Source organism: Gordonia sp. ABKF26 (genome assembly GCF_041103195.1).
Lineage (GTDB): Bacteria > Actinomycetota > Actinomycetes > Mycobacteriales > Mycobacteriaceae > Gordonia > Gordonia terrae.
Window position 1 is genome coordinate 4,165,059 of record NZ_JBGCVZ010000003.1, and the last position, 24,017, is coordinate 4,189,075.

Here is a 24,017-nt window from a genome sequence, read left to right on the forward strand (position 1 = left end):
ACGTCACCACACCCCGGCGCACGTCACGCTGGACAAAGACTACGCGAGGTTCGCTGTATTCGCTGGTCACATGGGGTGAGACCATCCGATCCAGGGGCCGCATGAAACCCTCGCCACTGCTGTGCTATCCGACCGACATCACCTAACCCGCCGTTAACATTTCTGAGACTTTCGCGGCAATCACGTCCCATTTCGGGCCTATTGACGCCATTTCTCAGGCCCGCTTAATGTGAGTTCAGCGTTGCAGGAAATCGACGTTTCTCACCGAGCACCTCGGTGCGGCCCACGACAAGGAGTAGCTGTCATGCCTCAGCCCAATCATCTCCCCGGCCCCAACGCTGACATCTGGGACTGGCAGATGTCAGGACTCTGCCGCGGCGTCGACTCGGCCATGTTCTTCCATCCGGACGGCGAGCGCGGCCGGGCCCGAGCGCAACGTGAGCGCCGCGCGAAGGAGATGTGCCACCAGTGCCCGGTCATCGCGCAGTGCCGGGAGCACGCCCTCGCGGTGGCGGAGCCGTACGGCATCTGGGGCGGCCTCTCCGAATCCGAGCGCAGCATCCTGATGAAGCGCGGCGTCGGCCGCCGGATGGCCAGCTGAGGCCCGGGGCGACGAGCCCATCTGACGACGGCGAGAGCCGGGTATCCCTGCGGGGATACCCGGCTCTCGTGTTCGTCGGTGTGCGACCGGCGAGGTTCTACGTCAGTGCGCGTGCCCGTGACCGGCGTGACCGGCGGGCTCGTCGGCCGGCTGGTCGGTGATGGCGGTCTCGGTGGTCAACACCATCCGGGCCACCGATGCCGCGTTGACGACTGCTGAACGGGTCACCTTCACCGGATCGATGATGCCCTCGCCGACCAGGTCGCCGTAGGTGAGGCTGGCGGCATTGAATCCCGAGCCGTCGGCCGCGCCTGCGACCTTGTCGACCACGACCGCACCGTCGAGGCCCGCGTTCGCGGCGATCCAGTACAGCGGTGCACGCGCGGAGTCGCGTACGACCCGCACGCCCAGGGCCTCGTCGCCGGTCAGCGACTCGGCGAGTGCGTCGAGCTTCTTCGACGCCTGCACGATGGCCGAGCCACCGCCGGGGATGATGCCCTCCTCGACCGCGGCCTTGGCCGCGGCGACGGCGTCCTCGACGCGGTGCTTGCGCTCCTTGAGGGCGGTCTCGGTGGCCGCGCCGACACGGATGACGGCGACACCACCGGAGAGCTTGGCCAGACGCTCGGCGAGCTTCTCCTTGTCCCAGTCGGAGTCGGACTGCTCGATCTCGCGCCGGAGCTGGGCCGAACGGTCCGCGATCGCGTCCTTGGTCCCGGCACCCTCGACCAGGGTGGTCGCGTCCTTGGTGACGACGACGCGGCGGACCGAGCCGAGCACCTCGAGGCCGACGGTCGACAGGCTCAGACCGATGTCGGAGGAGACCACGGTTCCGCCGGTGACGACCGCGAGATCTTCGAGGAAGGCCTTGCGGCGGTCGCCGAAGAACGGCGCCTTGACCGCGACGGCGCGGATCGTCTTGCGGATCGAGTTGACGACGAGGGTCGACAGCGGCTCGCCCTCGACGTCCTCGGCGACGATCAGCAGCGACTTGCCCGCCTCGACGACCTTCTCCAGCAGCGGCAGGAACTCCGGCAGGGAGCTGATCTTGTCGCGGTAGAGCAGCACGAGCGCGTCTTCGAGGACCGCTTCCTGGCTGTCGACGTCGGTGACGAAGTACGGCGAGAGGAAGCCCTTGTCGAACTGGACGCCCTCGGTGATCTCGAGGTCGGTGCTCAGTCCGGAACTCTCCTCGACGGTGACGACACCGTCGGCGCCGACCGCGGTCATCGCCTTGCCGACCATCTCGCCGATCTCCTCGTCCCGGGAGGACACGGTGGCGATCTGTGCGATGGCCTTCTCGCCCGAGACGGGGGTGGCCGCGGCGAGCAGGGCCTCGCTGAGCGCATCGGCAGCCTTGCTGATCCCCTGCCCGAGGGCGATCGGGTTGGACCCGGCCGCCACGTTCCGGAGACCTGCCTTGACCATCGCCTGCGCGAGAACCGTTGCGGTGGTGGTGCCGTCGCCCGCGACGTCGTTGGTCTTGGTGGCGACGGACTTCACCAGCTGCGCGCCGAGGTTCTCGAACGGATCGTCGAGTTCGATGTCGCGGGCGATGGTGACGCCGTCGTTGGTGACGCTCGGTCCGCCGAAGGCCTTGGCGAGGACGACATGCCGTCCGCGGGGGCCGAGGGTGACCTTGACGGTGTCGGCGAGCTGGTCGATGCCTCGCTCGAGCGCCCGTCGCGCGGTTTCGTTGAATTCAATCTGCTTGGCCATGAATCACTTTCTTCAGCAGGAGCCGATCGCCGCAACGCACATCGCCCCGGTACCCCTGCACGGGGCGCCGGGGCGATGTGAGACGCGAAAACGGCTCGCGGGGTCTAACTCGGCCGGTCCTACTTGCCGATGACGGCGAGGACGTCGCGTGCCGAGAGGATCAGGTACTCCTCGCCGGCGTACTTGATCTCGGTGCCGCCGTACTTGCTGTAGATGACGGTGTCGCCTTCTTTGACGTCCACGGGGACGCGGTTGCCCTGCTCGGTGACCCGACCCTCGCCGACAGCGATGACGGTGCCTTCCTGCGGCTTCTCCTTGGCGGAGTCCGGGATGACCAGGCCCGAGGCGGTGGTCGTCTCGGCCTCGACGGCCTGCACCAGGATCTTGTCCTCAAGCGGCTTGATGTTCACGCTCGCCACGATGTGAGTCCTCAACTTTCGTACTGAGAAAGAATCTGCACGTTCACGGCCCTGTGAAACCCCGTCGTCGCGGGTATCCGAGGCTTCGCTCAGCGCCAACTAGCACTCTATACATGCGAGTGCCAGCACTCAAGGGTGGTGGCTGCAAAAACCCGGACGTGTTCGCTGCCCGCGAATCCGTCGACGACCCTCGACTACAGCTGGCTGACTCGCACCGACATCGCCGGGTCCGACGCCACGGTCAGCGGTGACGGCCGCGCTCCCCCCGCGATCACATGGGCACCGAGGGTCGCGATCATGACCCCGTTGTCGGTACACAGCCGCGGCTTGGGCACCCGCAGGTCGATCCCGGCCGCCGCGCAGCGCTCCTGGGCGAGCGACCGGATGCGTGAATTGGCGGTCGCGCCGCCCCCGAGGACCAGGGTGTCCACGCCGAGGTCACGGCACGCACGGACCGCCTTCATGGTCAGCACGTCGGCGACCGCCTCCTGGAACGAGGCCGCCACGTCCGCGACGGGCACCTCCGCGCCGTCTCGCTCACATTTCTCCACATACCGTGCGACAGCAGTCTTCACTCCGCTGAACGAGAAGTCGTGCCGCGAGTCGCGGGGACCGGTCATCCCGCGCGGAAAGGCGATCGCGCCCGGGTCGCCCGCGCGGGCGGCGCTGTCGAGTGCCGGACCGCCCGGGAAGCCGAGGTCCAGCAGACGGGCGACCTTGTCGAAGGCCTCCCCCGCCGCGTCGTCGACCGTGGTGCCGAGTTCGACGATGGGCTCGGCGAGATCGGTGACGTGCAGGAGGTGGGTGTGCCCGCCGGACACGAGCAGTGCGACGCACTCCGGCATGGGTCCGTGCTCGAGGGTGTCCACCGCGACGTGGCCGCCGAGATGGTTCATCGCATACAGCGGCACATCCCAGGCGAGTGCGTAGGCCTTCGCCGCGGCGACCCCGACGAGCAGCGCACCGGCCAGGCCCGGGCCGATGGTGACGGCGATGGCGTCGGGACGGTCGATCCCGGCCGTCTCCCGCGCCCGGCGCATCGTGGGGACGATCGCCTCCAGATGCGCACGCGATGCGATCTCGGGGACCACGCCGCCGAACCGCGCATGTTCGTCCACGCTCGACGCCACCTCGTCGGCGAGCATCGTCGCGTATCCGGGGGCGTCACCGTCGCCCGGCGTCCACCGGACGATGCCGACACCCGTTTCGTCGCAGGAACTCTCGATACCCATGACGATCACGCGGGGCCCTCCTCCGGTTCGAGCGGCCGGCCCGAGACCGGTAGCCGCAACATCGTGTAGGCATCCGCGCCGGACGGCTGATAGTAGTTGCGGCGAAGACCCGCGGTGCTGAACCCGTGCCGCGAGTACAGCGCGATCGCCACGTCGTTGTCGGTGCGCACCTCGAGGAACACCGGGGCGTCGTTCTCGTCGGCGACGACGAGCATGGCCTCGAGCAGGGCCTTGCCCACTCCCCGGCCCCGATGGTCCGGATCGACGGCGATGGTGTGGATCTCGCACTCCCAGGCGTCCGGCTGTCCGAGCAGGGAGACGCCCGCATACCCGATGACGTCGGCCCCGGCGCGTTCCCGCGCCGCGAAATAGGTGTTGTAGGGCGCGTTGAGTTCGGCCCGGAAAGCCGCTGCCGGCCAGGGGGAATCGTCGGCGAACATCTGCCGTTCCAGCGCGGCACAGCGCGGGATGTCGCCGTAGGTGAGGGCGTCGATCATCAATTCGGGTGTGGTCATCGCGCCGCACCCGCCCGGCGGTCCTTCTGCTCGACGGCGTCGGGGCGTCGGAGATACAGCGGGACAAGGGGTGCGGGCTCCCGTCCGGCGATGATGTCGGCGGCCGCGGCCGCGATGAGCCCGCGGACGGTCGGTACCGCGATCGCGGGTGCGCCGCCGGTCCAGCCGGTGAGCTCCAGATGGGCGGCAGAACCGGCAGCAGCCCCGATCCGTCCTGCGGACCGGTCGGCGGCGAGTTCATCGGCGACCACCCCGGGCGCGGCCACCTCGGGCCCGCGCAGCCGGCGGCCGCCCCCGTACAGCGCCCAATACACCTCACGCCGGCGCGCGTCGGTCACCACGAGAATCCGAGACGAGGCATCGGCGGCGCCCGGATCGGCTTCGGCGGCAAGTGCATCCAAGGAGCACACACCGTACGCCGGGATCCCGAGCGCATCGGCGAAGGCGGCGCCGGTCGCCATCCCGACCCGGAGCCCGGTGAACGGCCCGGGCCCGCAGCCGACGACGACCGCGGTCAGATCGGTTCGGGCGGCGCCGGATTCGGCGAGACTCTCGGCGATGAGGCTGGTGAGCAGTTCCGCGTGCCGCCGATGGTCGGCGACCACACGCTCGGCCAGGACCCGCACCTCGCCGTCGTGCAGGGCGGCCACTCCGGCCACCACCGAGTCGGTGGCGGTGTCGACCGCCAGCACCAGACCCTCGCTCATTCGGCGCTCACCCATTCCCACTCCACATGTCGCACATCGCTGTCGGCGTCCCGGCGCAGCCGCACGACGAGATGCCGATCGGCCAGCCGCTCGGCCACGCCCTCACCCCACTCCACGACGACGACCGCCTCGTCGAGGTCGGAGTCCAGATCGAGGGCGTCCAGCTCGTCGAGGACGCCGGAACCGTTCCCGGTGCCGCCGAGCCGGTACGCATCGACGTGGACCATCCCCGGTCGGTCTGGGCGGCCCGGTCGGTGCTCGCGCGCGATGATGAAGGTCGGCGACGTCACCCGGCCCACGACGCCGAGCCCGGCTCCGATCCCGCGGGCCAGCGCCGTCTTCCCCGCACCCAGCGGTCCGTCGAGGATGACCACGTCCCCCGCGGTCAGGGTCGACGCCAGCTCGGCACCGAAGGCCTCGGTGTCGGCGACGTCGGGAAGTTCACGCGCACCGCCGGGACCCGGTCGGCTCATCCCCGGCCTCGCTTCCACCAGCGCCGGCGGGGAGCAGGCAGCGCGACCCGCGCGCGGTCGACCAGTTCGACGATCGCGTCGCTCACCAGACGCGGCTCCTCCATCTGGACCATGTGACCGGCGCCCTTGGCGACCACCAGTCGCGAGTCGGCGCCGAGTTGGGAGTACATCCGCACCGAGTTGCGCAGCGGCGTCAGTCGGTCCCGATCGCCGCACACAACCGTGGTCGGGACCTGCGCGATCACCGGCAGGGCGGTGGATTCGTCGTGGATCTCCAACGCGTGCAAGAAGTTCACGATGGTCTCGATCGGCGTGCTCTGGATCATCTTGTCCACCGCCGCACCGAGCGCCGGACTGTAGAACGTCGGTCCGAAACTCGCTGCGACCAGCACCGGTTCGAGAGCCGAGCGGGTCAGTCCGCGGCCGGCCTGTACGAGGCGCGGGGCGCGGCGGACACTCATCCGGAAGGCGTCCACCACCGGATTGCGCAGTCCCTCACCGAGTCCGGCGTCGGTGATACCGCGCGATGCCGTCGCCACGAGACCCACACCGGCCACCGGACCGTGGGTCGAGAACAGTGCCGGGTGGCGGCGAGCGAGGCCCATCAGGGTCATGCCCCCCATCGAATGACCTACGAGGACAACGGGTCCGACCGGGACGGTGGCCCGGACCACGGCTGCCGCGTCGTCGGCGAGCTGGGCGATCGTGCACGTCTCGGTCGGAGCCGGGTCGCTCTCCCCGTGACCCCGATGGTCGAAGAACACCAGACGGTAGTTGCGGTCGGACCACTCCGCGGCGAGTTGCTCGCACTGGAAGTGCCAGCTCGACAACCGAAGACTGAAGCCGTGCACGAACACGATCGTCAGGTCGGGCGCCGAGTCGGCCGTCACCGTCCCGAGGTCGACGATCCGCACCGCCAGCTCGAGGCCGTCATCGGTGGTGACCGTGGTCGCCCGCTCGCCGTAGAGCGCGGTGAGGTCGACGTCGGCGTGTGGGTCCGCCCGGCCGACCACACTCTTGCGAGCGATGTTTCGTGCCGCCCCCACGGCCGCCATACCGCCCAGGGCGGCGATCCCCGCCACCCCGGCCAGCAATCCGACGCGTTCGGAATCGTCCACCAGTGGTGCCCCGCTCACTGTCCGGTCCCCGCGTTCTCGGGTGTCACCGTGTCCTCGGAATCTACCCCGGCGACCCTCTCGCCGACGTACCTACGGACCACCCGCGTCCCGACCTGCGAGACGATCTCGTAGTCGATGGTGCCGATCGCGTCCGCCCAGTCCTTCGCGGTCGGGCCGCCGGCGGCTCCGGTGCCGAACAGTTCGGCCTCGTCCCCTTCGCGGACACCGGCCCCGTCCGGTCCGAGGTCGACGACCAGCTGATCCATGCAGATCCGGCCCACGCCGTCGAACATCCGATCACCGATCCGGACCCGGATGCGGCCCGACAACAGTCGCGGTACGCCGTCGGCGTATCCCGCGGCGACCACGGCGACCACCGTGTCGCGCGGCGCGATCCATGTCTCGCTGTAGGACACGCCCTGCCCCGCGGCCACCTTCTTCACGAGCGCGATGCGCGCGGTCAGCGTCATGGCCGGGATCAGCCCGAAGTCGCCCTGTGCGGGCACCGGGGTGCGGCCGTACACGGCGATCCCGGGACGGACGAGGTCACGGGCCAGATCCGGGCGGGTCAGCGCCGCCGGCGAATTGGCGATGTGCACCCTCTGCGGCGTCGCCCCCAGCCGGACCAGGTCGGCCACCGCGAGGTCGAGCCGTTGCGCCTGGGCGTCGTTCAACGGGTGCTCGGGCTCGTCTCCGCGCGCGAGATGGCACATCGCCGCGCGCAGGATCACCGATCCGTCCGCGTGTGCCTTCGCGACCCGCTCGGCGAAGTCGGCCCACTCGTCCACCGCGACGCCGCTGCGATTGAGGCCGGTGTCGACCTTGGCGGTCACCAGGGCGGGTCGACCGACGCGCCGCGCGGCGGCGACCACCGCGTCGAGCTGCGCGATCGACGAGAGCGCGATGTCGATGCGGTCGGTGATCGCACCGGCGAAGTCGGCACCCGGCGTGTGCAGCCATGCCGTGATCGGGGCGTCGATGCCGGCTGCCCGCAGCGCGGCGGCCTCGGTGAGGTGCGCGACACCGAGTTCGGTGGCACCCGCGGCGAGCACGGCACGCGCCACCGGCAGCGCGCCGTGGCCGTAGGCGTCGGCCTTCACGACCGCCATCACGTCGGAACCCGAGACGGCACGCAGCACACCGACGTTGTGGGCGATCGCGCCGAGATCGACGGTCGCGGTCAGAGCAGGGGAAGTCATCGTCGTTCATTGTCCCAGATCGCCGGGTCGGGCCGACCCCGGCTGCCCGCAGCGAGAGGAGGGCGACGATCTACCGACGGGGTCTGAGTAGTCACACCGATGCACCGGCGTGCTCCGGGCGGTTGAGTGGACCCCACTGCAGTCCCGACCGTCGCCGCACCCACGGAGTCACCATGTACAACAATCCGAATCCGCAGGCCACCGCCGTGTTCGCCCCCGCCCGCCTCGCGCCCCCGCCGTACGGCCAGGACCTCGCCGCCTTCTCCCCCGTCGATCCGATCATCCCGCCCGCCGGCCCCGCCCGTCCGGGCCTGAGCGCATCGCTGACCTCCTGGGCCGCCAATGCGATCGCCTGGGTGGCGTTCATCACGGCCGGGGTGCTCTTCCTGCTCGCCCTCGGCCACGCGATGGCCGGCGAACCCGCCGACGCCTACGGGGTCGCGGCCCTGGTCGCCTTCGGCGTCGGGGTCGTCGCGGCGGTCGCCGCCTGCGCGGCGCTGGCCATCTCGGTCACCCAGCGCATCCGGCACGGCGCGCTGCGGCGCGCGGGCATCATCGCCGATGCGATCGTGCTGTCGTCGGTCACCGCGTTCACCGCGCTGACGGCGCTGTACCCACTCGTGTTCGTGCTCGGCGCGTGGTGAACTCGCGGATCGCCGGACGCAGCGCCGACAGCAGGGCCGACGCCCCGATCGGCGCGCCGCCACTCGCGAGCTCCGCCGCCCGGGCGTGGACGCGCGCGGCCGCCGCACCGGCGATCCGAGGCGGTGTCCCGGCGGCAAGAAGGGCCCCGGCCACCCCCGACAGGACGTCCCCGGCCCCGGCGGTCGCGGCCCACGACGACCCGGCGTCGTTGCCGAGGACGTGACCCGTCGGGTCGGCGACCAGCGTGACGCGCCCCTTGAGCAGCACCGTGACGCCCCACCTCGCGGCGAGGTCGGCGACAGCGGTGAGACGGTCGGCGCCCAGCTCGGTGCCGGTCAGCCGGGCGAACTCGCCGGCGTGGGGTGTCAGCAGGGTCGGCGACGTCCGTCCGTCGACGAGACCGGGGTCGCGGGCGATCAGGGTCAGTGCGTCGGCGTCGGCGAGGACCGGCAGGTCGGTGGCCAGGACCGTCCGCAGGGTCGCCGCGGCGGCGTCGTCGGTACCCATCCCGGGGCCGAGGACCCACGCCTGGACGCGACCGGCGTCGGCGAGATCGGGCGTCGCGACGACCTCCGGCCACCGCGCCACCACCTCGGCGTGCGCGGACCCGACGAAGCGCGTCATCCCCGAGGTCGCGGTCACCGCCGCGCCGGTGGCGAGGACCGCGGCGCCGGGGTACCGATGCGACCCGGCGATGACCCCGACGACCCCTTGGGTGTACTTGTCATCTCCGGGACCCGGTGTGGGCCAGTCGATCTCGTCGTCGACGAGCGCGCTGAGCGTCGGTGTGGCGAGTCGGCTCGTCGCGGGCAGGACATCGTCGAGGCCGATGTCGACCAGGACGACCGCCCCACAGTGCGGAGCGGCGAGCAGATGCGCACGACGCCGGACCCCGAAGGTGACCGTGATGTCGGCACGAACCGCCGGATCGTGGACCTCACCGGTGTCGGCGTCGACACCCGACGGCAGATCCACCGCGACGACCGTGGTGTCCGGATCGACACCCGCGAAGACCTCGGCGGCGTTCGTCCGCAACGGACCCCGGCCGCCGAGACCGACCACGCCGTCGACGATCACGTCGAGTCCGTCGGGGAGTCGCTCACCGGTCCGTCCGCCGGCGGCGCGGAAGGCCGCCAGACCGGCGGCGTGGGCCTTGTCCGGAGCGAGGAGGACCGCCTCGACCCGCACTCCGCGGCGGCACAGTTCGGCGCCGGCGAACAGCGCGTCGCCACCGTTGTCCCCGGCACCGACGACGACGCCGACCGCCCGTCCGTAGCAGCCGCCGGTCCGGTTCAGCTCCGCCGCGATCACCTGGGCGACCCCATGCGCCGCCCGGCGCATCAGGACGCCGCCGGTGAGCAGGTCCCCCGAGGCCCGCTCGGCGTCGCGGACCTCGTCAGCCGTCAGATAGCGGATCGGCATGCGGATCGACTATTCGACGGTCACCGATTTGGCCAGGTTCCGCGGTTTGTCGACGTCGTAGCCGCGCGCCTGGGCGACGCTGGCGGCGAACACCTGCAGCGGGACCGTCGAGACCAGGGGCTGCAGCAGTGTCGGCGTCTTCGGGATCGGGATGAACTCGTCGGCGACCGCACGGGCGGCCACGTCGTCGGGCTCGGCGATGACGATCGTGCGCGCGCCACGGGCCTGGATCTCGCGGATGTTGCTGACCATCTTGGAATGCAGCACGGCGCGTCCGTCCGGGGACGGCATGACCGTGATCACCGGCAGCCCGTCCTCGATCAGGGCGATCGGCCCGTGCTTGAGCTCACCCGCCGCGAACCCCTCGGCGTGCATGTACGCGAGTTCTTTGAGCTTGAGGGCACCTTCGAGCGCGACCGGATATCCGACGTGGCGGCCGATGAACAGCACCGTGTTGTGATGCGCCAGCGAGCGCGCGAGTTCGCGCACCGGTTCCATGGTGTCGAGCACCTGGGCGACGGAATCGGCCATCGCCTCGATGGCCGCGAACTCGCGGGCGACCTCGTCGGCGTACTTGGTGCCCCGGGCCTGCGCCAGCGCGAGGCCCACCAGGTAGGCGGCGACGATCTGCGCGAGGAAGCACTTGGTCGACGCGACGCCGATCTCGGGGCCGGCGTGGGTGTAGAGGACCGCGTCGGATTCCCGCGGGATCTGTGCGCCGTTGGTGTTGCAGATGGCCAGGACGCGAGCCTTCTGGTCCTTCGCGTGCCGGACGGCTTCGAGCGTGTCGGCTGTCTCACCGGACTGCGAGATCGCGACGACCAGCGTCGACCGGTCGAGCACCGGGTCGCGGTAGCGGAACTCGCTGGCGAGTTCGATCTCGACCGGGAGTCGGGTCCAGTGCTCGATCGCGTACTTGGCGAGCAGACCCGCGTGGTAGGCGGTTCCACAGGCGACCACGAACACCTTGTCGACGTCGCGTAGGTCGTCGTCGGTCAGGCGCTGTTCGTCGAGCACGATGCGGCCGTTCTGCAGATGCCCCAGGAGGGTGTCGGCGATCGCGCGCGGCTGCTCGGCGATCTCCTTGAGCATGAAGAAGTCGTAGCCACCCTTTTCCGCGGCGGCGAGATCCCAGTCGATGTGGAACGGCTTGCCCTCGCGGACGTTCTGGTCGAAGTCGCTGACCGTGTACGAGTCGGCGGTGATCACCACGACCTCGTCCTGGCCGAGTTCGACTGCGTCCCGGGTGTGTTCGATGAATGCGGTCACGTCCGACGCGAGGAACATCTCACCCTTCCCGACGCCCACCACGAGCGGTGTCGACCGTCGCGCCGCGACGATGGTGTCCGCGTGGTCGGCGTGGGTGAACACGAGGGTGAAGGCCCCCTCGAGACGACGGAGCGCCGCGTAGGCGCTGGCCACGAAGTCGCCGGCGGTCGGACCCAGCGCGTAGTACTTCGACACCAGGTGCACGGCGGTCTCGGTGTCGGTCTCGGACGTGAACTCGACCCCGTCCTCCTCGAGTTCGGCGCGCAGTTCCGCGTAGTTCTCGATGATGCCGTTGTGCACGACGGCGAGCTTGCCGTCGTCACTGGCGTGCGGGTGCGCGTTGCGATCGGTCGGCTTGCCGTGCGTCGCCCAGCGGGTGTGTCCGATTCCGGTGGTCCCCGACAGGGATTCGCGACCGACGGTGGCGATCTGCTTCTCCAGGTTCTCCAGTCGGAGCGCCTTCTTCTGGATGGCGGTGCTTCCCTCGCCGTCGAGGATCGCGACGCCCGCCGAGTCGTATCCGCGGTATTCCATCCGTCGCAGCGCGTCGACGACGATGTCCAGGGCATCGCGCCGCCCCACGTATCCCACGATTCCACACATAGCTAGTCAGGGTACCTGCGGACGCGGGAGTGGCAGCGCGCCGCGTCGCGTCCCGAGCCGGGGTCACAACGGGCCCCGATCGGGTGATTCCGCACCGCCGTCACTCGATGGTGTCGGGCACCACCGCGTTCGGCGCACCGGACGGCACCGGGCTCGCCGCGCGGCGGCGCTTGCGTTCCTTCGCGCCCAGCAACTTGGCGATCTTGTCCTGCATCTCCGGAGGATCGTCGAGATCCACCGCAGGCACCTTCCCGAGCACCGTGTCGGCGTCGACGAAGGCCTCGTAGCGGTCGTCGCCGTCGAGGGTGTGCAGCAGGAATCCGGTGGTCATCGCCCGTACCGCGGTGTGGGTCTTCTTGTCGGCGCCGTTGCCGCCGAGCAACGACTTGATGGACCGGTGTTCGATCAGTCCGCGCGAGGTGGCGCCCGGCGGGGTGCGCAGCACCGCGGCCGGCCGGGGGTCGGCCGACGACTCCGACCCGTACGCCTGCGCAAGCGGGAGCGCGTTGCCGTCGATGGTGTCGAGTTCGCCGATGGCCGAGACGATGAGGCCCGGAGCACTCAACCGACGGGCCGCGGGCAGCAGCGCGGAGGTCGTCGGTGCCGGGAACAGCGCGACCACCCCGCGGGCCTGCGGTTGCGGCTGGCCGTGCAGCACGCCCTCCGATGCGGCCAGTACCGCGGCGGCGGCACCGAAGCCGTGACCGGCGAACCCGATCTTGCGCGGGTCGACGGTGATCTCGCCGAAGCCGAGCGGGACCCTCGTCACGATCGACAGTGCCGAGCGGAGCTGGGCGGCCATCGCGTCATCGGACACCAGCAGGCTGCGCTGACCCGCGGGGACGGCGACGACGATGCCCCACGACGCGAGGTGGTGACACAGGTCGCGGTACCGCTCGACCGAGGTCATCCATCCGTGGCCGAACGCGACGGCTGGGAGTCGTTCGCCCTCGGCGGGAGTGAAGACGACGCCCGGGGTTCCGACGATCCCGAGGTCGCCGCGCAACACACGATGGGGGCCGCGTCGGGCGAGCGCGGACATCAGCTTCGCGGGCGACTGCGGCTTCTGCTTCTTGCCTGGCACAGCAGACAGCCTATGTGTTCGGCGGCGGCAGATGGGGACTGGCGTCGGCCACGTCGGCCGGCAGCAGAATGCCCGGGGTGGCGTCCGCGGCATCGGCGTCGTTCTCGAGATCGTCGCGCAGCCGCTGTGTCTCGGACCGCACCGCGTTGCGACGATGGTCGGCCATCGCGAGTTCGAGGTCACGCTGCTGCGCGGAGAACAGGTGCGATGCCTCGGCGACACCGGCGGTCGCGGTGCGGGCCATCGCCTCGATCTGATCGGCGAGGTTCACTGGTCGCCTGCCAGGGCGAGGTCACCCGAGGACCGGTCGGACGATGCGTCCGGTGTCGGCCCAGGTGAATCAGGTCCGGCGGGTTCGGTGTCAGCGGATCCAGTTTCGGCGGGTTCGGTTTCGGCGGGCCCGGTTTCGGCGGTTGCCTCCTCGACGGTGGCCACGGGTGCGTCGAGTCCCTCGGTGCCGCCGAGCCGAAAAGGGATGTCGATTCCGTCATCGGGTTCGGGGACGGCGCGGGCTGCCTCGACCTCGTCGGGTGCCGAAGCGGACACGGCGGATGCACTCGCGGCACCGATCTCGTGGGTTCGGTCCTCGGTGGTCGATTCGGCGAGCCACGTCTGGGTGACCGGCGAGGGCGCGGCGACGGTGTGCACGGGCGCCGACGCGACCGGTGGGTCCGGTGTCGCAGGCGGCGGATCGGGCATCGCGGACGGAACGCGGCCCGAGCGCTCGGCGTCGACCGGATACGCCTCGTCATCGATGCCGTCGACGGACCGGTTCAGGAGGTCGAGAATCCCGGCGACACCCCGGGTCGTGGTCTCCAGCGACGTGGTGAACAGGGCGAGCCTCGACGAGATGTCCTCGACCGCCACCCCCATCGGCACCCGACCGGTGAGCACCGCCTGCGGCAGCTCTGCCGGCGGCACACCGGCAGCGGCCGGCGCCGACAACCGGGCGAGCGTCAGATAGAAGGTGCGTAACAACCGGTCGATACCCGACGCTGCGGCCGAGGTGGCCTCGGTGAGGGTGCGCAGGATGTGCAGATCCGACTCGGCACGACGCTGATGATCGATGACCGTGGCGATCGCGACGGTCGCGGACTCGCTGTTCCAGCCGTCGTCGAGCCGGACCTGCTGCTCGGGGAGATGGTGGAGCTGTTCGGACACGGCGCGATGCGCCGACACCAGGGCTCGACTGTCCGCGGACAGTGCCGCGATGTCGAAGCCGTCGACGGCACCCACTCCGTTGCGGATGGTGGACTCGTCGGGCGCACCGATCCCCATCAGGCGCCCCACCGACACGAGCTCGATCAGCGCCTCGACGCCTTCCCGGGCATCAGATCTCAGCACCGACAGCGAGTCCGCGCCGCGCCTCACCGGCCGTCCACCTCCGCCGCGGGTAGCGCTCGCGAGATCTCCACCGCCGCGCGGCCGTCGCCGTCGGCCATGGTCAGCGCACTGTTGCGCAGGGTGTCGGCGAGCGCCGCGGCTGCGGCGGCCTGTACGCGCAACCGGCGCGACAGGGTCGTGCTCATGTCTGCGTAGGTCGCCGCCGATGGTCCGAAGGTGACGGAGTCGGCGTCCCGCACCGTGGATTGTCGAGCCCAGGCCCCGAAGTCGTGCGCGGCCAGATCGTCGGCGACCGCCGACAGCACCAGTGAGGACCTGCGGTAGTACGACGCGACCGCCGACACCTGGCCGACATCCATCGCGATCCGCTGCGTGCCGGTGTCGTTCATGTCCCCACCCCCTCGACGACGTGCCGTGATCGTACCCACCCCGACGCGGACCGCCACGACATGAACCTTGGACGCACGCGGCCGCCCTCCGGTTCCATCGCCCCGAATCTCCGCGGTTGGGATTTCCGACAAGGGCCACGACCGCGTGACCTTCCGTCACCGACGACGATCATCGAGAGTGACATCGACCACACAGGCGTCGAGAGGACATGCAATGAGAACGTCGAGCGCGAGCTTCGGACTCTGGTACGACTTCCGCAACCCCGCGAGTGACGGCGCCACCAGGGGTTTCGGGGATTTCTATCGCGCGACACTCGACCAGATCGCGTGGGCCGAGTCCATCGGGATCGACTCGGCGTGGCTGACCGAGCACCATTTCATGGACGACGGTTACACCCCGTCACCGTTCCTCCTCGCATCCGCGATCGGTGATCGGACGACGACCATGCGCATCGGCACCAACCTCGTGGTGTCGCCGCTGCACAATCCCATCCGGCTCGCCGAGGACGCGGCCACCCTCTCGCTGCTCACCGGAGGACGATTCTCGCTCGGCGTGGGCCAGGGATATTGGGCACCCGAGTTCGCCGCCTTCGATCGGCGTCTCATCAACCGGCCGAGCCTGCTCGAGGAGGGTGTGGAGATCGTGCGCCGATGCTGGTCGGGCTCTGCCGACCCGTTCGACGGCAAACGCCTTCACAAACCGGCCCTACCGGTGACCCCCACCCCCGAGATCACCCCGGACCTTCTCGTCGGGGCGATGGCCGACCCGGCGATCGAGCGTGCTGCGCGGATCGGTGACGGGTTCCTCAGCACCCAGAACGCCCATCACGCCTCGTACCTCGACGCACTCGAACGCCTCGGACGGCCCCGCTCGGAGGGACGTATCTTCGCGGGACAGTGGACGATCATCGCCGACGACCCGGAGCGGGAATGGTCGCGGATCGGCGGCCATGCGCTCTACCAGATCAACAAGTACATCGAGATGGGCGCGTTCGGACCCGTTCCGCAGTTCACCGAACCCGACCAGCTCGTCGACGCCGGCTCCGTCACATTGTGGGATCCCGCAACCGCCGTCGACGAACTCACGACGCTCCTGACGCAGACCCCGCAGATCGAGGATGTCCACTTCTGGGCGCAGTTGCCCGGCGAAGACGTCGACAGCGGCAGCGCACGCATCGAATTGCTGGCCACCGCGGTCATCCCCGAGGTCCGGGCCAGACTCGCCGCCGCGGCGGCGGTCGAGGTGCCCGCGTGATCGGGGCCGAGGTACCCACTCCCGCGGCCCACCCACTCGTGATCACCGACTTCCTCTTCCGTGCCCGAGACATGTTCGGCGACAAGGCGATCGTGGATCACATCGACGGTGCGGAGGTCTTCCGATACACCTATCGCGAGTACGCCGATCGGGTGATGCGGCTCGCGGCCGCCCTCATCGCGAGCGGCGTACGCCCGGGCGACCGGGTCGGCACACTCGCCTGGAATCACCGTCGTCACCTCGAGCTCTACCTCGCCGTGCCATTGGCCGGCGCCGTGTTGCACACGATCAACATCCGACTCTCGCCACCGGAGATCGCCTACATCGTCGACCATGCCGACGACACGATGATCTTCGCCGACCGGTCGTTGGAGTACCTGCTCGACGACGTGCGGGCGCAGCGCCCGGACATCTCGATCGTGTCGATCGACGAGGACGGCGACGGCAACTGCACCGGCGACGGGGGCGTCGGACGACCGTCGCTGGACTCGATGGTCGGATCGGCCGAGCCGCTTGCGTCGCCCATCGCCCGCGCCGACGACGACCTCGCGGTGCTCTGCTACACCTCGGGCACGACCGGGGCCCCGAAGGGGGTTGGGTATTCCCACAAGTCGCTGTATCTGCACACGATGGCGGCGTGCCTCGCGGACGGCCACGCGATCTCCGAACGCGACCGCGCGCTCCTCGTGGTCCCGATGTTCCACGCCAACGCGTGGGGGGTCCCGTTCGCCGCGTTGATGTCCGGTGCGTCGCAGATCCTGCCCGGCCCGCACCCCACACCCGCGCAGATCGCCGGCATCATCGCCGCCCAGCGGGTGACCTACACCGGCATGGTGCCGACCGTGGCGGTGGACCTGCTCGTCCACGCGCGACAGGCCGGCACCGACCTGAGCAGCCTCCGAGCGCTCGTCCTGGGCGGGTCGACGCCGACGCTCGGCCTCATCCGCGACCTCGAGGATCTCGGCGTGCCCGTCTTCCAGGGATGGGGCATGACCGAGATCTCGCCGATGGCGACCTTCTCACGCCCTCCTGCCTCGACCGATGACGACCCGGAATCGCGCTGGACGTACATCCGCAAGCAAGGTCGGCTCCTGCCCGGCCTGCAGTGGAAACTCGTCGACGACGCCGGCCAGGTCATGCCCCACGACGGGATCAGCCGCGGTGAGATCCTGATCCGCGGCCCCTGGGTCGCCACCGGTTACTACCGTGCGGACCATCCGGACAGGTTCGACGACGGTTGGCTGCGCACCGGTGACATCGGGATCATCGACGAACACGGTTGTCTCTCGATCGTCGATCGAACCAAGGACCTCATCAAGAGCGGCGGCGAATGGATCAGCTCCGTCGCCCTGGAAGAAGCACTGCTCGAGCATCCGTCGATCCAGGAGGCCGCGGTGGTCTCCGTTCCGCATCCGCGCTGGCAGGAACGACCGGTTGCCTACATCGTCGGCGAGGACGGCCTCGACGTGGACGAGGTCCGGGCGGAGCTGGCCGCGCGGGTCCCGCGCTGGTGGGTGCCCGACCTGATCGTCGCCGTCGACCGTCTCCCGCGGACGAGCGTCGGGAAACTCGACAAACGGGCGCTCCGTGAGCAGGCCGCCGGGACGCCCGACTTGTGGGAACCCACAACCGCCGCGGATTCTCCCGTTCCGGTGACGCACGGCGATTCCTAACGTCGACAGTGTGAAGTTCAGCCTGTTCTACGTGTTGGAGAGTCCGGATGGCGACTTCCGCCGGGCCTATGCGGAGATGCTGTCGCAGGTCGAGATCGCCGAGCGCCTCGGGTTCGACGGGGTGTGGCTCGCCGAGCACCACGGCAGCGCCTACGGATCGATGCCCTCGCCACAGGTGGCGGCGGCCGCGATCGCCGCCCGGACCTCCCGGATGCGCATCGGGATCGCGGTCAGCAACCTGACACTCGCGTGGCCGGTTCGGATCGCCGAGGATTTCGCGATGGTCGATGTCATCTCCGACGGTCGGCTCGACTTCGGCGTCGGACGCGGTTACCAACCGCACGAGTTCCGCGCGATGGGCGTCGCCGACAAACAAGGCGTCAGCCGTGAGGTCTTCGACGAGGCGTTCCAGATCGTCACCGGCCTGTGGACCAAGGCCGTCGGAGAGCCGTACACGTTCCACGGCAGGCACTTCCACATCGACGGCGTGGACTGCCGGCCGACGCCGATGCAGCGGCCGACACCACCGATCTATGTGGCATCGATCAGTCCCGAGACCTTCGACCTGGTCGCCGACCACGGACACAACATGCTGGTGACACCGACGCTGATGACCCTGCCCGAGCTCAACGCGTTCGTCGTCGGCGCCAAACGCACGCTGATGGACCGGGGCCGCGATCCGCTGTCGCTCGACTTCCCGATGAACTGGCAGATCCATCTCGCCGAGAACGACGCACAAGCCGTCCGGGAGGCACGGCCGAGCCTCGAGTGGTACTTCGACAACGTCATGTCCGCGGTCCCGCAGGGTGACGCGACACCCGCGGGCTATGAGCGATACGCGGCGTTGGCCGAAGCGGCCGCCGAAGGGGCGATGTCCTTGACCGGCCTGCGCGAGGGCGGGATCTGCTACGTCGGCGACCCGGACGGACTCATCCGCGAGATCGAGATCCTGCGCGAGGAAACGGGTCTCGATCATCTCATCTGCTGGATGCGATTCGGCGGTATGGCCCACGAGGACGTCGTGCGGTCCATGGAGCTGCTCGCCGAACATGTCATGCCACATTTCGCGGACGCCCCGGCGCTGGTTCCCCGCGCCCTGCGCCACGAGGAACCCGCCACCCAGACCGACAGGTTTTTCGACATCGAGTTCGACGAAGAAGGAGAAGTCCATGAGCTATCTCGCGGTTGAGAACGATCGCCGGATCTACTTCGAGCACCACCGCGGAGGAGGACGACCCGTCGTGCTGATCCACGGCTGGGGCGCCAACACCCGCTGCTGGGACACCACCGCTCCCGCGCTCGCAACCGCGGGACACGAGGTCGTACTCGTCGATCTGCGCGCATGTGGCCGCTCCGACAACGACTTCGAGGATGTCTCGATCGCGACGCTGGCCGACGACGTCGTGCAGGTGGTCGATCACCTCGAACTGTCCGCTCCGGTCATCAACGGCTGGTCGCTGGGCGGCGCGGTCGCCACCGCCGCGGCGGCCGCACTCGGTTCGCGTGCCGGGGGGCTGGTCCTCACCGGTGGTGCATCGCCGCGGTACACCGCGACCGATGGCTGGCCTTTCGGCGGCACCTCCGATGATGTCGACGGCGTCCTGGCCGGAGCCGCCGCCAATCGTGCCGACACATTCCGTGGCGTCGCCGCCGCAGTGTTCGCGACGGCGCCGAGTTCCGATGTACTCGATTGGATCTGGGGCATGTTCATGGAGATGGGACCGATCGGCGACGAGACACTTCGCGACCTCGCCCGAACCGATCTGCGCAAGGAACTCGGCGAGCTCGACATCCCCATCCTGTTGCTCCACGGTCGCGACGACGCGTTCGTTCCCTTCGCCGGTGCCGAGGCCGCCGCCGGCCTGAATCCCCATGCGCGCCTGGTGGCATTCGACGGGTGCGGACATGCGCCGTTCCTCGAGGACCGCGACCGGTACCTCGCCGAACTGACCGGCTTCCTGACGTCATGAACACCCGTCCACGGGTCTGGATCGTCACCGGCGGATCGCGCGGCATCGGCCGGGCGGTCGCCGAGAACCTCATCGGGCGAGGCGATTCCGTCGTATCGCTCGCCCGCGGCGTGTCGACCACTCCGTTCACCAGAGCTGCTCAGGTCCTCGAACTGAAGACCGACATCACCGACTCGTCGTCGGTGGCCCGCGCGCTGGCCACCGTCGAGGAGCAGCACGGCAGCGCACACGGGCTGATCAATGTCGCAGGCGTGCACCGCGGTGGACGCGTCGACGACCTGAGTCGCGCGGACTGGGATCTCGTGCTCACCACCAACCTCACGGGCGCCTTCGAGATGTGCAAGGCCACGGTCCCGATCCTCGAACCCGGCTCGTCGATCGTCAATGTCGGTGCCGTGGTGGGGTTTCGCGGATTTCCCGGCGACGTGGCATACGGTTCGGCGAAGGCCGGCCTCAGCGGGATGACACAAGTCCTCGCCGCCGAACTCGCCCCGCGCGACATCCGGGTCAACCTGGTCATCCCCGGTTTTGTGGATACCGACATGACCTCCGGACTCAGCGACCGGGCCAGGGCACGCATCGTCTCGTCCATCCCGGCCGGGCGGACGGGACGACCGGAGGAGATCGCGCAGGTCGTCGTCGATGTCGCGTTGTCCACCTACATGTACGGCGCCATCGTCCCCGTCGACGGCGGGCTCATGAACACCTTCAACGGCGGTGGACGATGACGCGGCCCCACGACGCCTCACCCGGTTGTGGCAACCCACAACCGGCGCAGAACGCAAGGGTGACTCACACCACATCGACCCATAACGTCGTTGTTGCACACAGTTTTTCGCCTGCCCCGCCGGGTGGGGAGTCACAAGGAGGCCGATCGGTGTCAACCAGTACAGCAAGCGTCAGCACGGAGCAGCAGAACAGGGCTCTGGTCGCGGAATTCATGGAGGTGTTCTCCCGCGGCGACGTGGACGCCATCCTGTCCTACCTGGCTCCGACGGCCACCTGGTGGGTGGGCGGCGGGATCGAGGGCATCTCCGGAACCAAGAACAAAGAGGAGTTCGGCGCGATGCTGGCCGGGCTCTCCGCCACCACGAAATCCGGTGCCATTGCACTGAAGCCGCTGGCGTGGACCGCCGAGGGCGAACGCGTGGCCGTCGAGACCGAATCGTACTCCGAGATGAACAACGGCAAGATCTACAACAACCTCTACCACTTCGTCTTCGTCGTCCGCGACGGAAAGATCGACGAGGTCAAGGAGTTCCTCGACACCGAACACACCCGCGCGGTCTTCCTCGGCTGAGGACCCCGGCCCATTCCCTCTGAACACCCAGTACCCCAAGCTTTCTGAACAAGGAGTCAATGCCATGGATGTCGGCGTACTGCTCGTCTTCCAGAACTACCACGACAACATCAGCGACGAAGAGGTCTTCCTCCGTGACCTCGAACTCGGCGTCCTGGCCGAGAAGTCCGGTTTCGACTCGGTCTGGTCGGCCGAACACCACTTCGACGACTACTCGATGTGTCCGGACAACTTCGCGATCCTGTCCTATCTCGCCGGCCGGACCTCGAAGGTCAAGCTGGGTATCGGCGCAACGATCCTGCCGTGGAATGATCCGCTGCGCGTCGTGGAGAAGGCCATCATGCTCGACCAGATGTCGGGCGGCCGTGTGCTTCTCGGCATGGGGCGCGGTCTCGCGAAAATGGAGTACGAAGCCTTCGGGATCCCGATGGACGAGGCCCGGGCCCGATTCAACGAAGCCGCCGAGATGGTCTTGCGCGGCCTGCGCACCGGTGTCGTCTCCGGTGACGGCCCGATGTACCCACAACCCGAGATCGCGTTGCGGCCGGCCCCGAATCCCAACGCTTCCTGGGACGGACGGCTCTTCGCGGCGGCGATGTCACCCGACTCGGTCCCGGTGGTCGCCGACCTCGGGGTCCAGATGATGACCTTCATGCAGTTCCCGTTCGAGAAGCACGCCGAGGCCATCAACGGGTGGAAGCAGATGTTCCGCGACGCGCAGGGCACCGAGCCCGGCCCGCCGGTCATCCAGGACTTCGTCATCTGTCACGAGGACGAGGAGGAGGCCCGTCGCCTCGCCTACGAGCACATCAACCGCTACTTCCTGTCGGTCATCAAGCACTACGACTTCGCCGGTAAGCACTGGCGGGAGACCAAGGGCTACGAGACCTACCAGGCCGGGGCGGACATGATCCGCGAGGCGGGTATGGAGGCCGCGGCCGATGCCTATGTCGAGGCGAACATCTACGGCACCCCCGAGCAGTGCGTCGAGAAGTACGCATACCGTCACCAGCTCATCGGCGACTTCCTGCCCAACGCGGCCTTCGCCTTCGGCGGGTTGCCCTTCGACACCGCCGAGCACAGTCTGAAGCTGTTCGGCGAGAAGGTCGTCCCCGAGGTCCACAAGATGAAGGCAAAGACGCCCGCGACCGTCTGAGCCCTTCCGAACATCGCTGCGGCGCCGGCGCGCCGACCGATCCCCGGCGCCGCAGCGACCCCAATCCCCACAGCATCGAAGGAGAATCGATGAGCGAGAACGTCATCGACCAGGTGGCCCTCGAGTTTCGTGAGGTGATGGCCCGGGTCTGCACGCCCGTCGCGGTCGTCACCGCCTTCGACGGTCCACGAGCGCACGGCACCACGGTCAGCGCATTCACGTCGTTGTCGATGGGACCACCGATGATCCTGGTGTCCCTCGATCGCGGCTCCGACCTGCTCGCGATCGTCCGCCGCACCGGACGATTCGGCGTCAACGTGCTGGCCCACGACCAGGCCGAGGTCGCGCTGCGGTTCGCGCGTAAGGGCGACGACAAATTCGACGGGGTCTGCTGGTCGGATTCGGCCGGGCTCCCCCGCATCGACGGCGCCTCCGGCTGGCTCGCGTGTACGACCGAAGCCCTGGTCGACGGCGGTGATCATGTTGTCGCACTGGGCAACGTCGTCGCGACCGGCACCACCCCCGCACCACCCCTCACCTACCACGACCGGGTGTTCGGCACCCACCGAGCATTCGAGGTCGCCTCGTGAACACGACCGCCGACACCCCGACACCCATCGCGACCGAGGCATCGACCCAGGCCGTCGCCCGCGCCGTCGCGGCTGTTGCCGACGGCGGTCTGGTCGTCGTCGACGACGACGACCGGGAGAACGAAGGCGACCTGATCGGGTCGGCCGCCTCGATCACCGACGAGCAGATGGCGTTCCTGATCCGGCACACCACCGGCATCATCTGCGCCCCCATGTCGGCCGACCGCGCCCGACGGCTCGACTTGCCGCAGATGGTCGAGGACAACCGGGACGCGCACGGCACCGCCTTCACCGTCAGCGTCGACCACCGCGACGCCGGTACCGGGGTCTCGGCGCACGACCGCGCCCTCACCATCCGCGCACTCGCGTCCGACGACACCCCGGCCGGCGATCTGCGGCGCCCCGGGCACGTCTTCCCGCTGCAGGCACGCGATGGGGGCGTCCTCACCCGCGCCGGACACACCGAGGCTGCCGTCGACCTGGTCACCATGGCCGGCGTCGGTGAGGTGGGGGTCATCGGCGAGATCATCGCCGATGACGGGACGATGCGACGCGGCGAGGACCTCCGCGAGTTCGCCCGACATCACGGACTGCCGATGCTGCGCATCGCCGACCTCGTGGCCCACCGGAGGGCGTCGGGCTCCTTCGTCCGTCAGATCGCCGGCGCGGCGATGCCCACCGTCTTCGGCGAGTTCCGGGCGGTCGCGTACCGGTCCGACATCGATGGCATCGAACACCTCGCACTCATCATGGGCAATGTCGCCGAAGCCGGTGCCGGCGACGACGGCGCGCTGGTCCGCGTCCACAGCGAGTGCCTCACCGGCGACATCGTCGGTTCCCTGCGCTGCGACTGCGGTGCGCAGTTCGAGCAGGCCCTTGCGGCGATCGCCGAGGAAGGCTGCGGTGCCATCGTCTACCTGCGCGGTCACGAGGGTCGTGGGATCGGGCTGGGTCACAAGATCCGTGCCTACGCCCTGCAGGAACAGGGCTACGACACGGTCGATGCCAACACCGTGCTCGGCCTGCCGGTGGACTCCCGCACCTACGGAACGGGGGCGGCGATCCTGTCCGACCTCGGCATCCGACGTCTGCGACTCATCACCAACAACCCGGCGAAGTACGGCGGACTCGGCGGTCACGGCCTCGAGATCGTGGGACGCGTCGGACTGCCGACCGTGCCGACACCGCAGAACGTGCGCTACCTGCGCACCAAGCGGGAGCGGATGGGTCATGTACTGGACGACGGCGCCGTGGCCGGCACCTCTGGGGCATGATCGGGATCACATCCGGTTGGTACTGTGAAGGCCACCATGAGCTCGTGGTGGTGAGGAGGC

Annotated in this window: 25 protein-coding genes; 11 read left to right on the top strand and 14 right to left on the bottom strand. The window is 69.2% G+C overall.

Annotated features, from left to right (window positions below; genetic code table 11):
- Positions 1 to 304 precede the first annotated feature (304 nt).
- Positions 305 to 601: a WhiB family transcriptional regulator gene (locus tag AB4Z55_RS19255; RefSeq protein WP_004019187.1), complete on the top strand. Its 297-nt coding sequence runs from the start codon at positions 305 to 307 to the stop codon at positions 599 to 601.
- Positions 602 to 703: 102 nt separating this feature from the next.
- On the opposite strand, the gene groL is transcribed toward AB4Z55_RS19255, so the two are convergent.
- The 8 genes from groL to alr form a co-directional block, all read right to left on the bottom strand.
- Positions 704 to 2,320: a chaperonin GroEL gene (gene groL, locus AB4Z55_RS19260; RefSeq protein WP_064571632.1), complete on the bottom strand. Its 1,617-nt coding sequence runs from the start codon at positions 2,318 to 2,320 to the stop codon at positions 704 to 706.
- 119 nt (positions 2,321 to 2,439) lie between these two features.
- Positions 2,440 to 2,739 (bottom strand): co-chaperone GroES, encoded by a 300-nt coding sequence (gene groES, locus AB4Z55_RS19265; RefSeq protein ID WP_004019185.1) that lies wholly within the window; start codon positions 2,737 to 2,739, stop codon positions 2,440 to 2,442.
- 194 nt (positions 2,740 to 2,933) lie between these two features.
- The gene (gene tsaD, locus AB4Z55_RS19270) at positions 2,934 to 3,980 is read right to left on the bottom strand and encodes a tRNA (adenosine(37)-N6)-threonylcarbamoyltransferase complex transferase subunit TsaD (RefSeq protein WP_354560117.1); all 1,047 of its coding nucleotides are present in this window, start codon (positions 3,978 to 3,980) and stop codon (positions 2,934 to 2,936) included.
- Positions 3,977 to 4,486 carry a ribosomal protein S18-alanine N-acetyltransferase gene (gene rimI / locus AB4Z55_RS19275; RefSeq protein WP_064571634.1) on the bottom strand — a complete coding sequence of 170 codons (510 nt, stop codon included), beginning with the start codon at positions 4,484 to 4,486 and terminating at the stop codon, positions 3,977 to 3,979. The genes tsaD and rimI overlap by 4 nt, the downstream gene beginning before the upstream one ends.
- Complete coding sequence (tsaB, locus tag AB4Z55_RS19280) at positions 4,483 to 5,193, bottom strand: tRNA (adenosine(37)-N6)-threonylcarbamoyltransferase complex dimerization subunit type 1 TsaB (RefSeq protein WP_064571652.1); 711 nt, start codon at positions 5,191 to 5,193, stop codon at positions 4,483 to 4,485. The genes rimI and tsaB overlap by 4 nt, the downstream gene beginning before the upstream one ends.
- Positions 5,190 to 5,666: a tRNA (adenosine(37)-N6)-threonylcarbamoyltransferase complex ATPase subunit type 1 TsaE gene (gene tsaE / locus AB4Z55_RS19285; RefSeq protein ID WP_004019181.1), complete on the bottom strand. Its 477-nt coding sequence runs from the start codon at positions 5,664 to 5,666 to the stop codon at positions 5,190 to 5,192. Before tsaE ends, tsaB begins: the two co-directional genes overlap by 4 nt.
- Positions 5,663 to 6,802: an alpha/beta fold hydrolase gene (locus AB4Z55_RS19290; RefSeq protein WP_239400529.1), complete on the bottom strand. Its 1,140-nt coding sequence runs from the start codon at positions 6,800 to 6,802 to the stop codon at positions 5,663 to 5,665. The genes tsaE and AB4Z55_RS19290 overlap by 4 nt, the downstream gene beginning before the upstream one ends.
- On the bottom strand, positions 6,799 to 7,983 hold the full coding sequence (alr, locus tag AB4Z55_RS19295) for an alanine racemase (protein WP_354560115.1): 1,185 nt from the start codon (positions 7,981 to 7,983) through the stop codon (positions 6,799 to 6,801). Before alr ends, AB4Z55_RS19290 begins: the two co-directional genes overlap by 4 nt.
- A gap of 173 nt (positions 7,984 to 8,156) precedes the next feature.
- On the opposite strand from alr, the gene AB4Z55_RS19300 reads away from it, so the two are divergent.
- Positions 8,157 to 8,627, top strand: coding sequence for a hypothetical protein (locus tag AB4Z55_RS19300; protein ID WP_239400532.1), 471 nt, complete (start codon positions 8,157 to 8,159; stop codon positions 8,625 to 8,627).
- Here the strand turns inward: AB4Z55_RS19300 and AB4Z55_RS19305 are convergent.
- The 6 genes from AB4Z55_RS19305 to AB4Z55_RS19330 form a co-directional block, all read right to left on the bottom strand.
- Positions 8,575 to 10,050, bottom strand: a complete 1,476-nt coding sequence (locus AB4Z55_RS19305) for an NAD(P)H-hydrate dehydratase (RefSeq protein WP_369520314.1) — start codon at positions 10,048 to 10,050, stop codon at positions 8,575 to 8,577. The genes AB4Z55_RS19300 and AB4Z55_RS19305 overlap by 53 nt on opposite strands.
- A gap of 9 nt (positions 10,051 to 10,059) precedes the next feature.
- Positions 10,060 to 11,922, bottom strand: coding sequence for a glutamine--fructose-6-phosphate transaminase (isomerizing) (gene glmS, locus AB4Z55_RS19310; RefSeq protein ID WP_004019175.1), 1,863 nt, complete (start codon positions 11,920 to 11,922; stop codon positions 10,060 to 10,062).
- 100 nt (positions 11,923 to 12,022) lie between these two features.
- On the bottom strand, positions 12,023 to 13,006 hold the full coding sequence (locus tag AB4Z55_RS19315) for a dienelactone hydrolase family protein (protein ID WP_369520315.1): 984 nt from the start codon (positions 13,004 to 13,006) through the stop codon (positions 12,023 to 12,025).
- A gap of 10 nt (positions 13,007 to 13,016) precedes the next feature.
- The gene (locus tag AB4Z55_RS19320; protein WP_101819128.1) at positions 13,017 to 13,277 is read right to left on the bottom strand and encodes a hypothetical protein; all 261 of its coding nucleotides are present in this window, start codon (positions 13,275 to 13,277) and stop codon (positions 13,017 to 13,019) included.
- Positions 13,274 to 14,377 (bottom strand): hypothetical protein, encoded by a 1,104-nt coding sequence (locus AB4Z55_RS19325; RefSeq protein WP_369520316.1) that lies wholly within the window; start codon positions 14,375 to 14,377, stop codon positions 13,274 to 13,276. Before AB4Z55_RS19325 ends, AB4Z55_RS19320 begins: the two co-directional genes overlap by 4 nt.
- Positions 14,374 to 14,739 carry a hypothetical protein gene (locus tag AB4Z55_RS19330; RefSeq protein ID WP_369520317.1) on the bottom strand — a complete coding sequence of 122 codons (366 nt, stop codon included), beginning with the start codon at positions 14,737 to 14,739 and terminating at the stop codon, positions 14,374 to 14,376. The genes AB4Z55_RS19325 and AB4Z55_RS19330 overlap by 4 nt, the downstream gene beginning before the upstream one ends.
- A gap of 214 nt (positions 14,740 to 14,953) precedes the next feature.
- Here AB4Z55_RS19330 and AB4Z55_RS19335 point away from each other — a divergent pair, with 214 nt between their 5' ends.
- From AB4Z55_RS19335 to AB4Z55_RS19375, 9 genes are all read left to right on the top strand, one after another.
- Positions 14,954 to 15,994 carry an LLM class flavin-dependent oxidoreductase gene (locus AB4Z55_RS19335; RefSeq protein ID WP_369520318.1) on the top strand — a complete coding sequence of 347 codons (1,041 nt, stop codon included), beginning with the start codon at positions 14,954 to 14,956 and terminating at the stop codon, positions 15,992 to 15,994.
- Positions 15,991 to 17,667: a long-chain fatty acid--CoA ligase gene (locus AB4Z55_RS19340; protein ID WP_369520319.1), complete on the top strand. Its 1,677-nt coding sequence runs from the start codon at positions 15,991 to 15,993 to the stop codon at positions 17,665 to 17,667. Before AB4Z55_RS19335 ends, AB4Z55_RS19340 begins: the two co-directional genes overlap by 4 nt.
- 10 nt (positions 17,668 to 17,677) lie before the next feature.
- Complete coding sequence (locus AB4Z55_RS19345) at positions 17,678 to 18,856, top strand: LLM class flavin-dependent oxidoreductase (protein ID WP_369520320.1); 1,179 nt, start codon at positions 17,678 to 17,680, stop codon at positions 18,854 to 18,856.
- Complete coding sequence (locus AB4Z55_RS19350) at positions 18,837 to 19,637, top strand: alpha/beta fold hydrolase (RefSeq protein WP_064571976.1); 801 nt, start codon at positions 18,837 to 18,839, stop codon at positions 19,635 to 19,637. Before AB4Z55_RS19345 ends, AB4Z55_RS19350 begins: the two co-directional genes overlap by 20 nt.
- Positions 19,634 to 20,365, top strand: a complete 732-nt coding sequence (locus AB4Z55_RS19355; RefSeq protein ID WP_369520321.1) for an SDR family oxidoreductase — start codon at positions 19,634 to 19,636, stop codon at positions 20,363 to 20,365. Before AB4Z55_RS19350 ends, AB4Z55_RS19355 begins: the two co-directional genes overlap by 4 nt.
- A gap of 149 nt (positions 20,366 to 20,514) precedes the next feature.
- Positions 20,515 to 20,937, top strand: coding sequence for a nuclear transport factor 2 family protein (locus AB4Z55_RS19360; RefSeq protein WP_004019324.1), 423 nt, complete (start codon positions 20,515 to 20,517; stop codon positions 20,935 to 20,937).
- A gap of 64 nt (positions 20,938 to 21,001) precedes the next feature.
- On the top strand, positions 21,002 to 22,093 hold the full coding sequence (locus AB4Z55_RS19365; protein WP_004019325.1) for an LLM class flavin-dependent oxidoreductase: 1,092 nt from the start codon (positions 21,002 to 21,004) through the stop codon (positions 22,091 to 22,093).
- Between the two features lie 89 nt (positions 22,094 to 22,182).
- The gene (locus AB4Z55_RS19370) at positions 22,183 to 22,683 is read left to right on the top strand and encodes a flavin reductase family protein (RefSeq protein ID WP_369520322.1); all 501 of its coding nucleotides are present in this window, start codon (positions 22,183 to 22,185) and stop codon (positions 22,681 to 22,683) included.
- On the top strand, positions 22,680 to 23,957 hold the full coding sequence (locus tag AB4Z55_RS19375) for a bifunctional 3,4-dihydroxy-2-butanone-4-phosphate synthase/GTP cyclohydrolase II (protein WP_369520323.1): 1,278 nt from the start codon (positions 22,680 to 22,682) through the stop codon (positions 23,955 to 23,957). Before AB4Z55_RS19370 ends, AB4Z55_RS19375 begins: the two co-directional genes overlap by 4 nt.
- Positions 23,958 to 24,017 lie beyond the last annotated feature (60 nt).

Coding starts and splice junctions, on each gene's coding strand:
- AB4Z55_RS19370 (WP_369520322.1), top strand. CDS start 22,183: ATGAGCGAGAACGTCATCGACCAGGTGGCCCTCGAGTTTCGTGAGGTG.
- AB4Z55_RS19365 (WP_004019325.1), top strand. CDS start 21,002: ATGGATGTCGGCGTACTGCTCGTCTTCCAGAACTACCACGACAACATC.
- glmS (WP_004019175.1), bottom strand. CDS start 11,922: ATGTGTGGAATCGTGGGATACGTGGGGCGGCGCGATGCCCTGGACATC.
- AB4Z55_RS19305 (WP_369520314.1), bottom strand. CDS start 10,050: ATGCCGATCCGCTATCTGACGGCTGACGAGGTCCGCGACGCCGAGCGG.
- AB4Z55_RS19350 (WP_064571976.1), top strand. CDS start 18,837: ATGAGCTATCTCGCGGTTGAGAACGATCGCCGGATCTACTTCGAGCAC.
- AB4Z55_RS19335 (WP_369520318.1), top strand. CDS start 14,954: ATGAGAACGTCGAGCGCGAGCTTCGGACTCTGGTACGACTTCCGCAAC.
- AB4Z55_RS19355 (WP_369520321.1), top strand. CDS start 19,634: ATGAACACCCGTCCACGGGTCTGGATCGTCACCGGCGGATCGCGCGGC.
- tsaE (WP_004019181.1), bottom strand. CDS start 5,666: ATGAGCCGACCGGGTCCCGGCGGTGCGCGTGAACTTCCCGACGTCGCC.
- rimI (WP_064571634.1), bottom strand. CDS start 4,486: ATGACCACACCCGAATTGATGATCGACGCCCTCACCTACGGCGACATC.
- AB4Z55_RS19300 (WP_239400532.1), top strand. CDS start 8,157: ATGTACAACAATCCGAATCCGCAGGCCACCGCCGTGTTCGCCCCCGCC.
- tsaB (WP_064571652.1), bottom strand. CDS start 5,193: ATGAGCGAGGGTCTGGTGCTGGCGGTCGACACCGCCACCGACTCGGTG.
- AB4Z55_RS19330 (WP_369520317.1), bottom strand. CDS start 14,739: ATGAACGACACCGGCACGCAGCGGATCGCGATGGATGTCGGCCAGGTG.
- alr (WP_354560115.1), bottom strand. CDS start 7,983: ATGACTTCCCCTGCTCTGACCGCGACCGTCGATCTCGGCGCGATCGCC.
- AB4Z55_RS19255 (WP_004019187.1), top strand. CDS start 305: ATGCCTCAGCCCAATCATCTCCCCGGCCCCAACGCTGACATCTGGGAC.
- groL (WP_064571632.1), bottom strand. CDS start 2,320: ATGGCCAAGCAGATTGAATTCAACGAAACCGCGCGACGGGCGCTCGAG.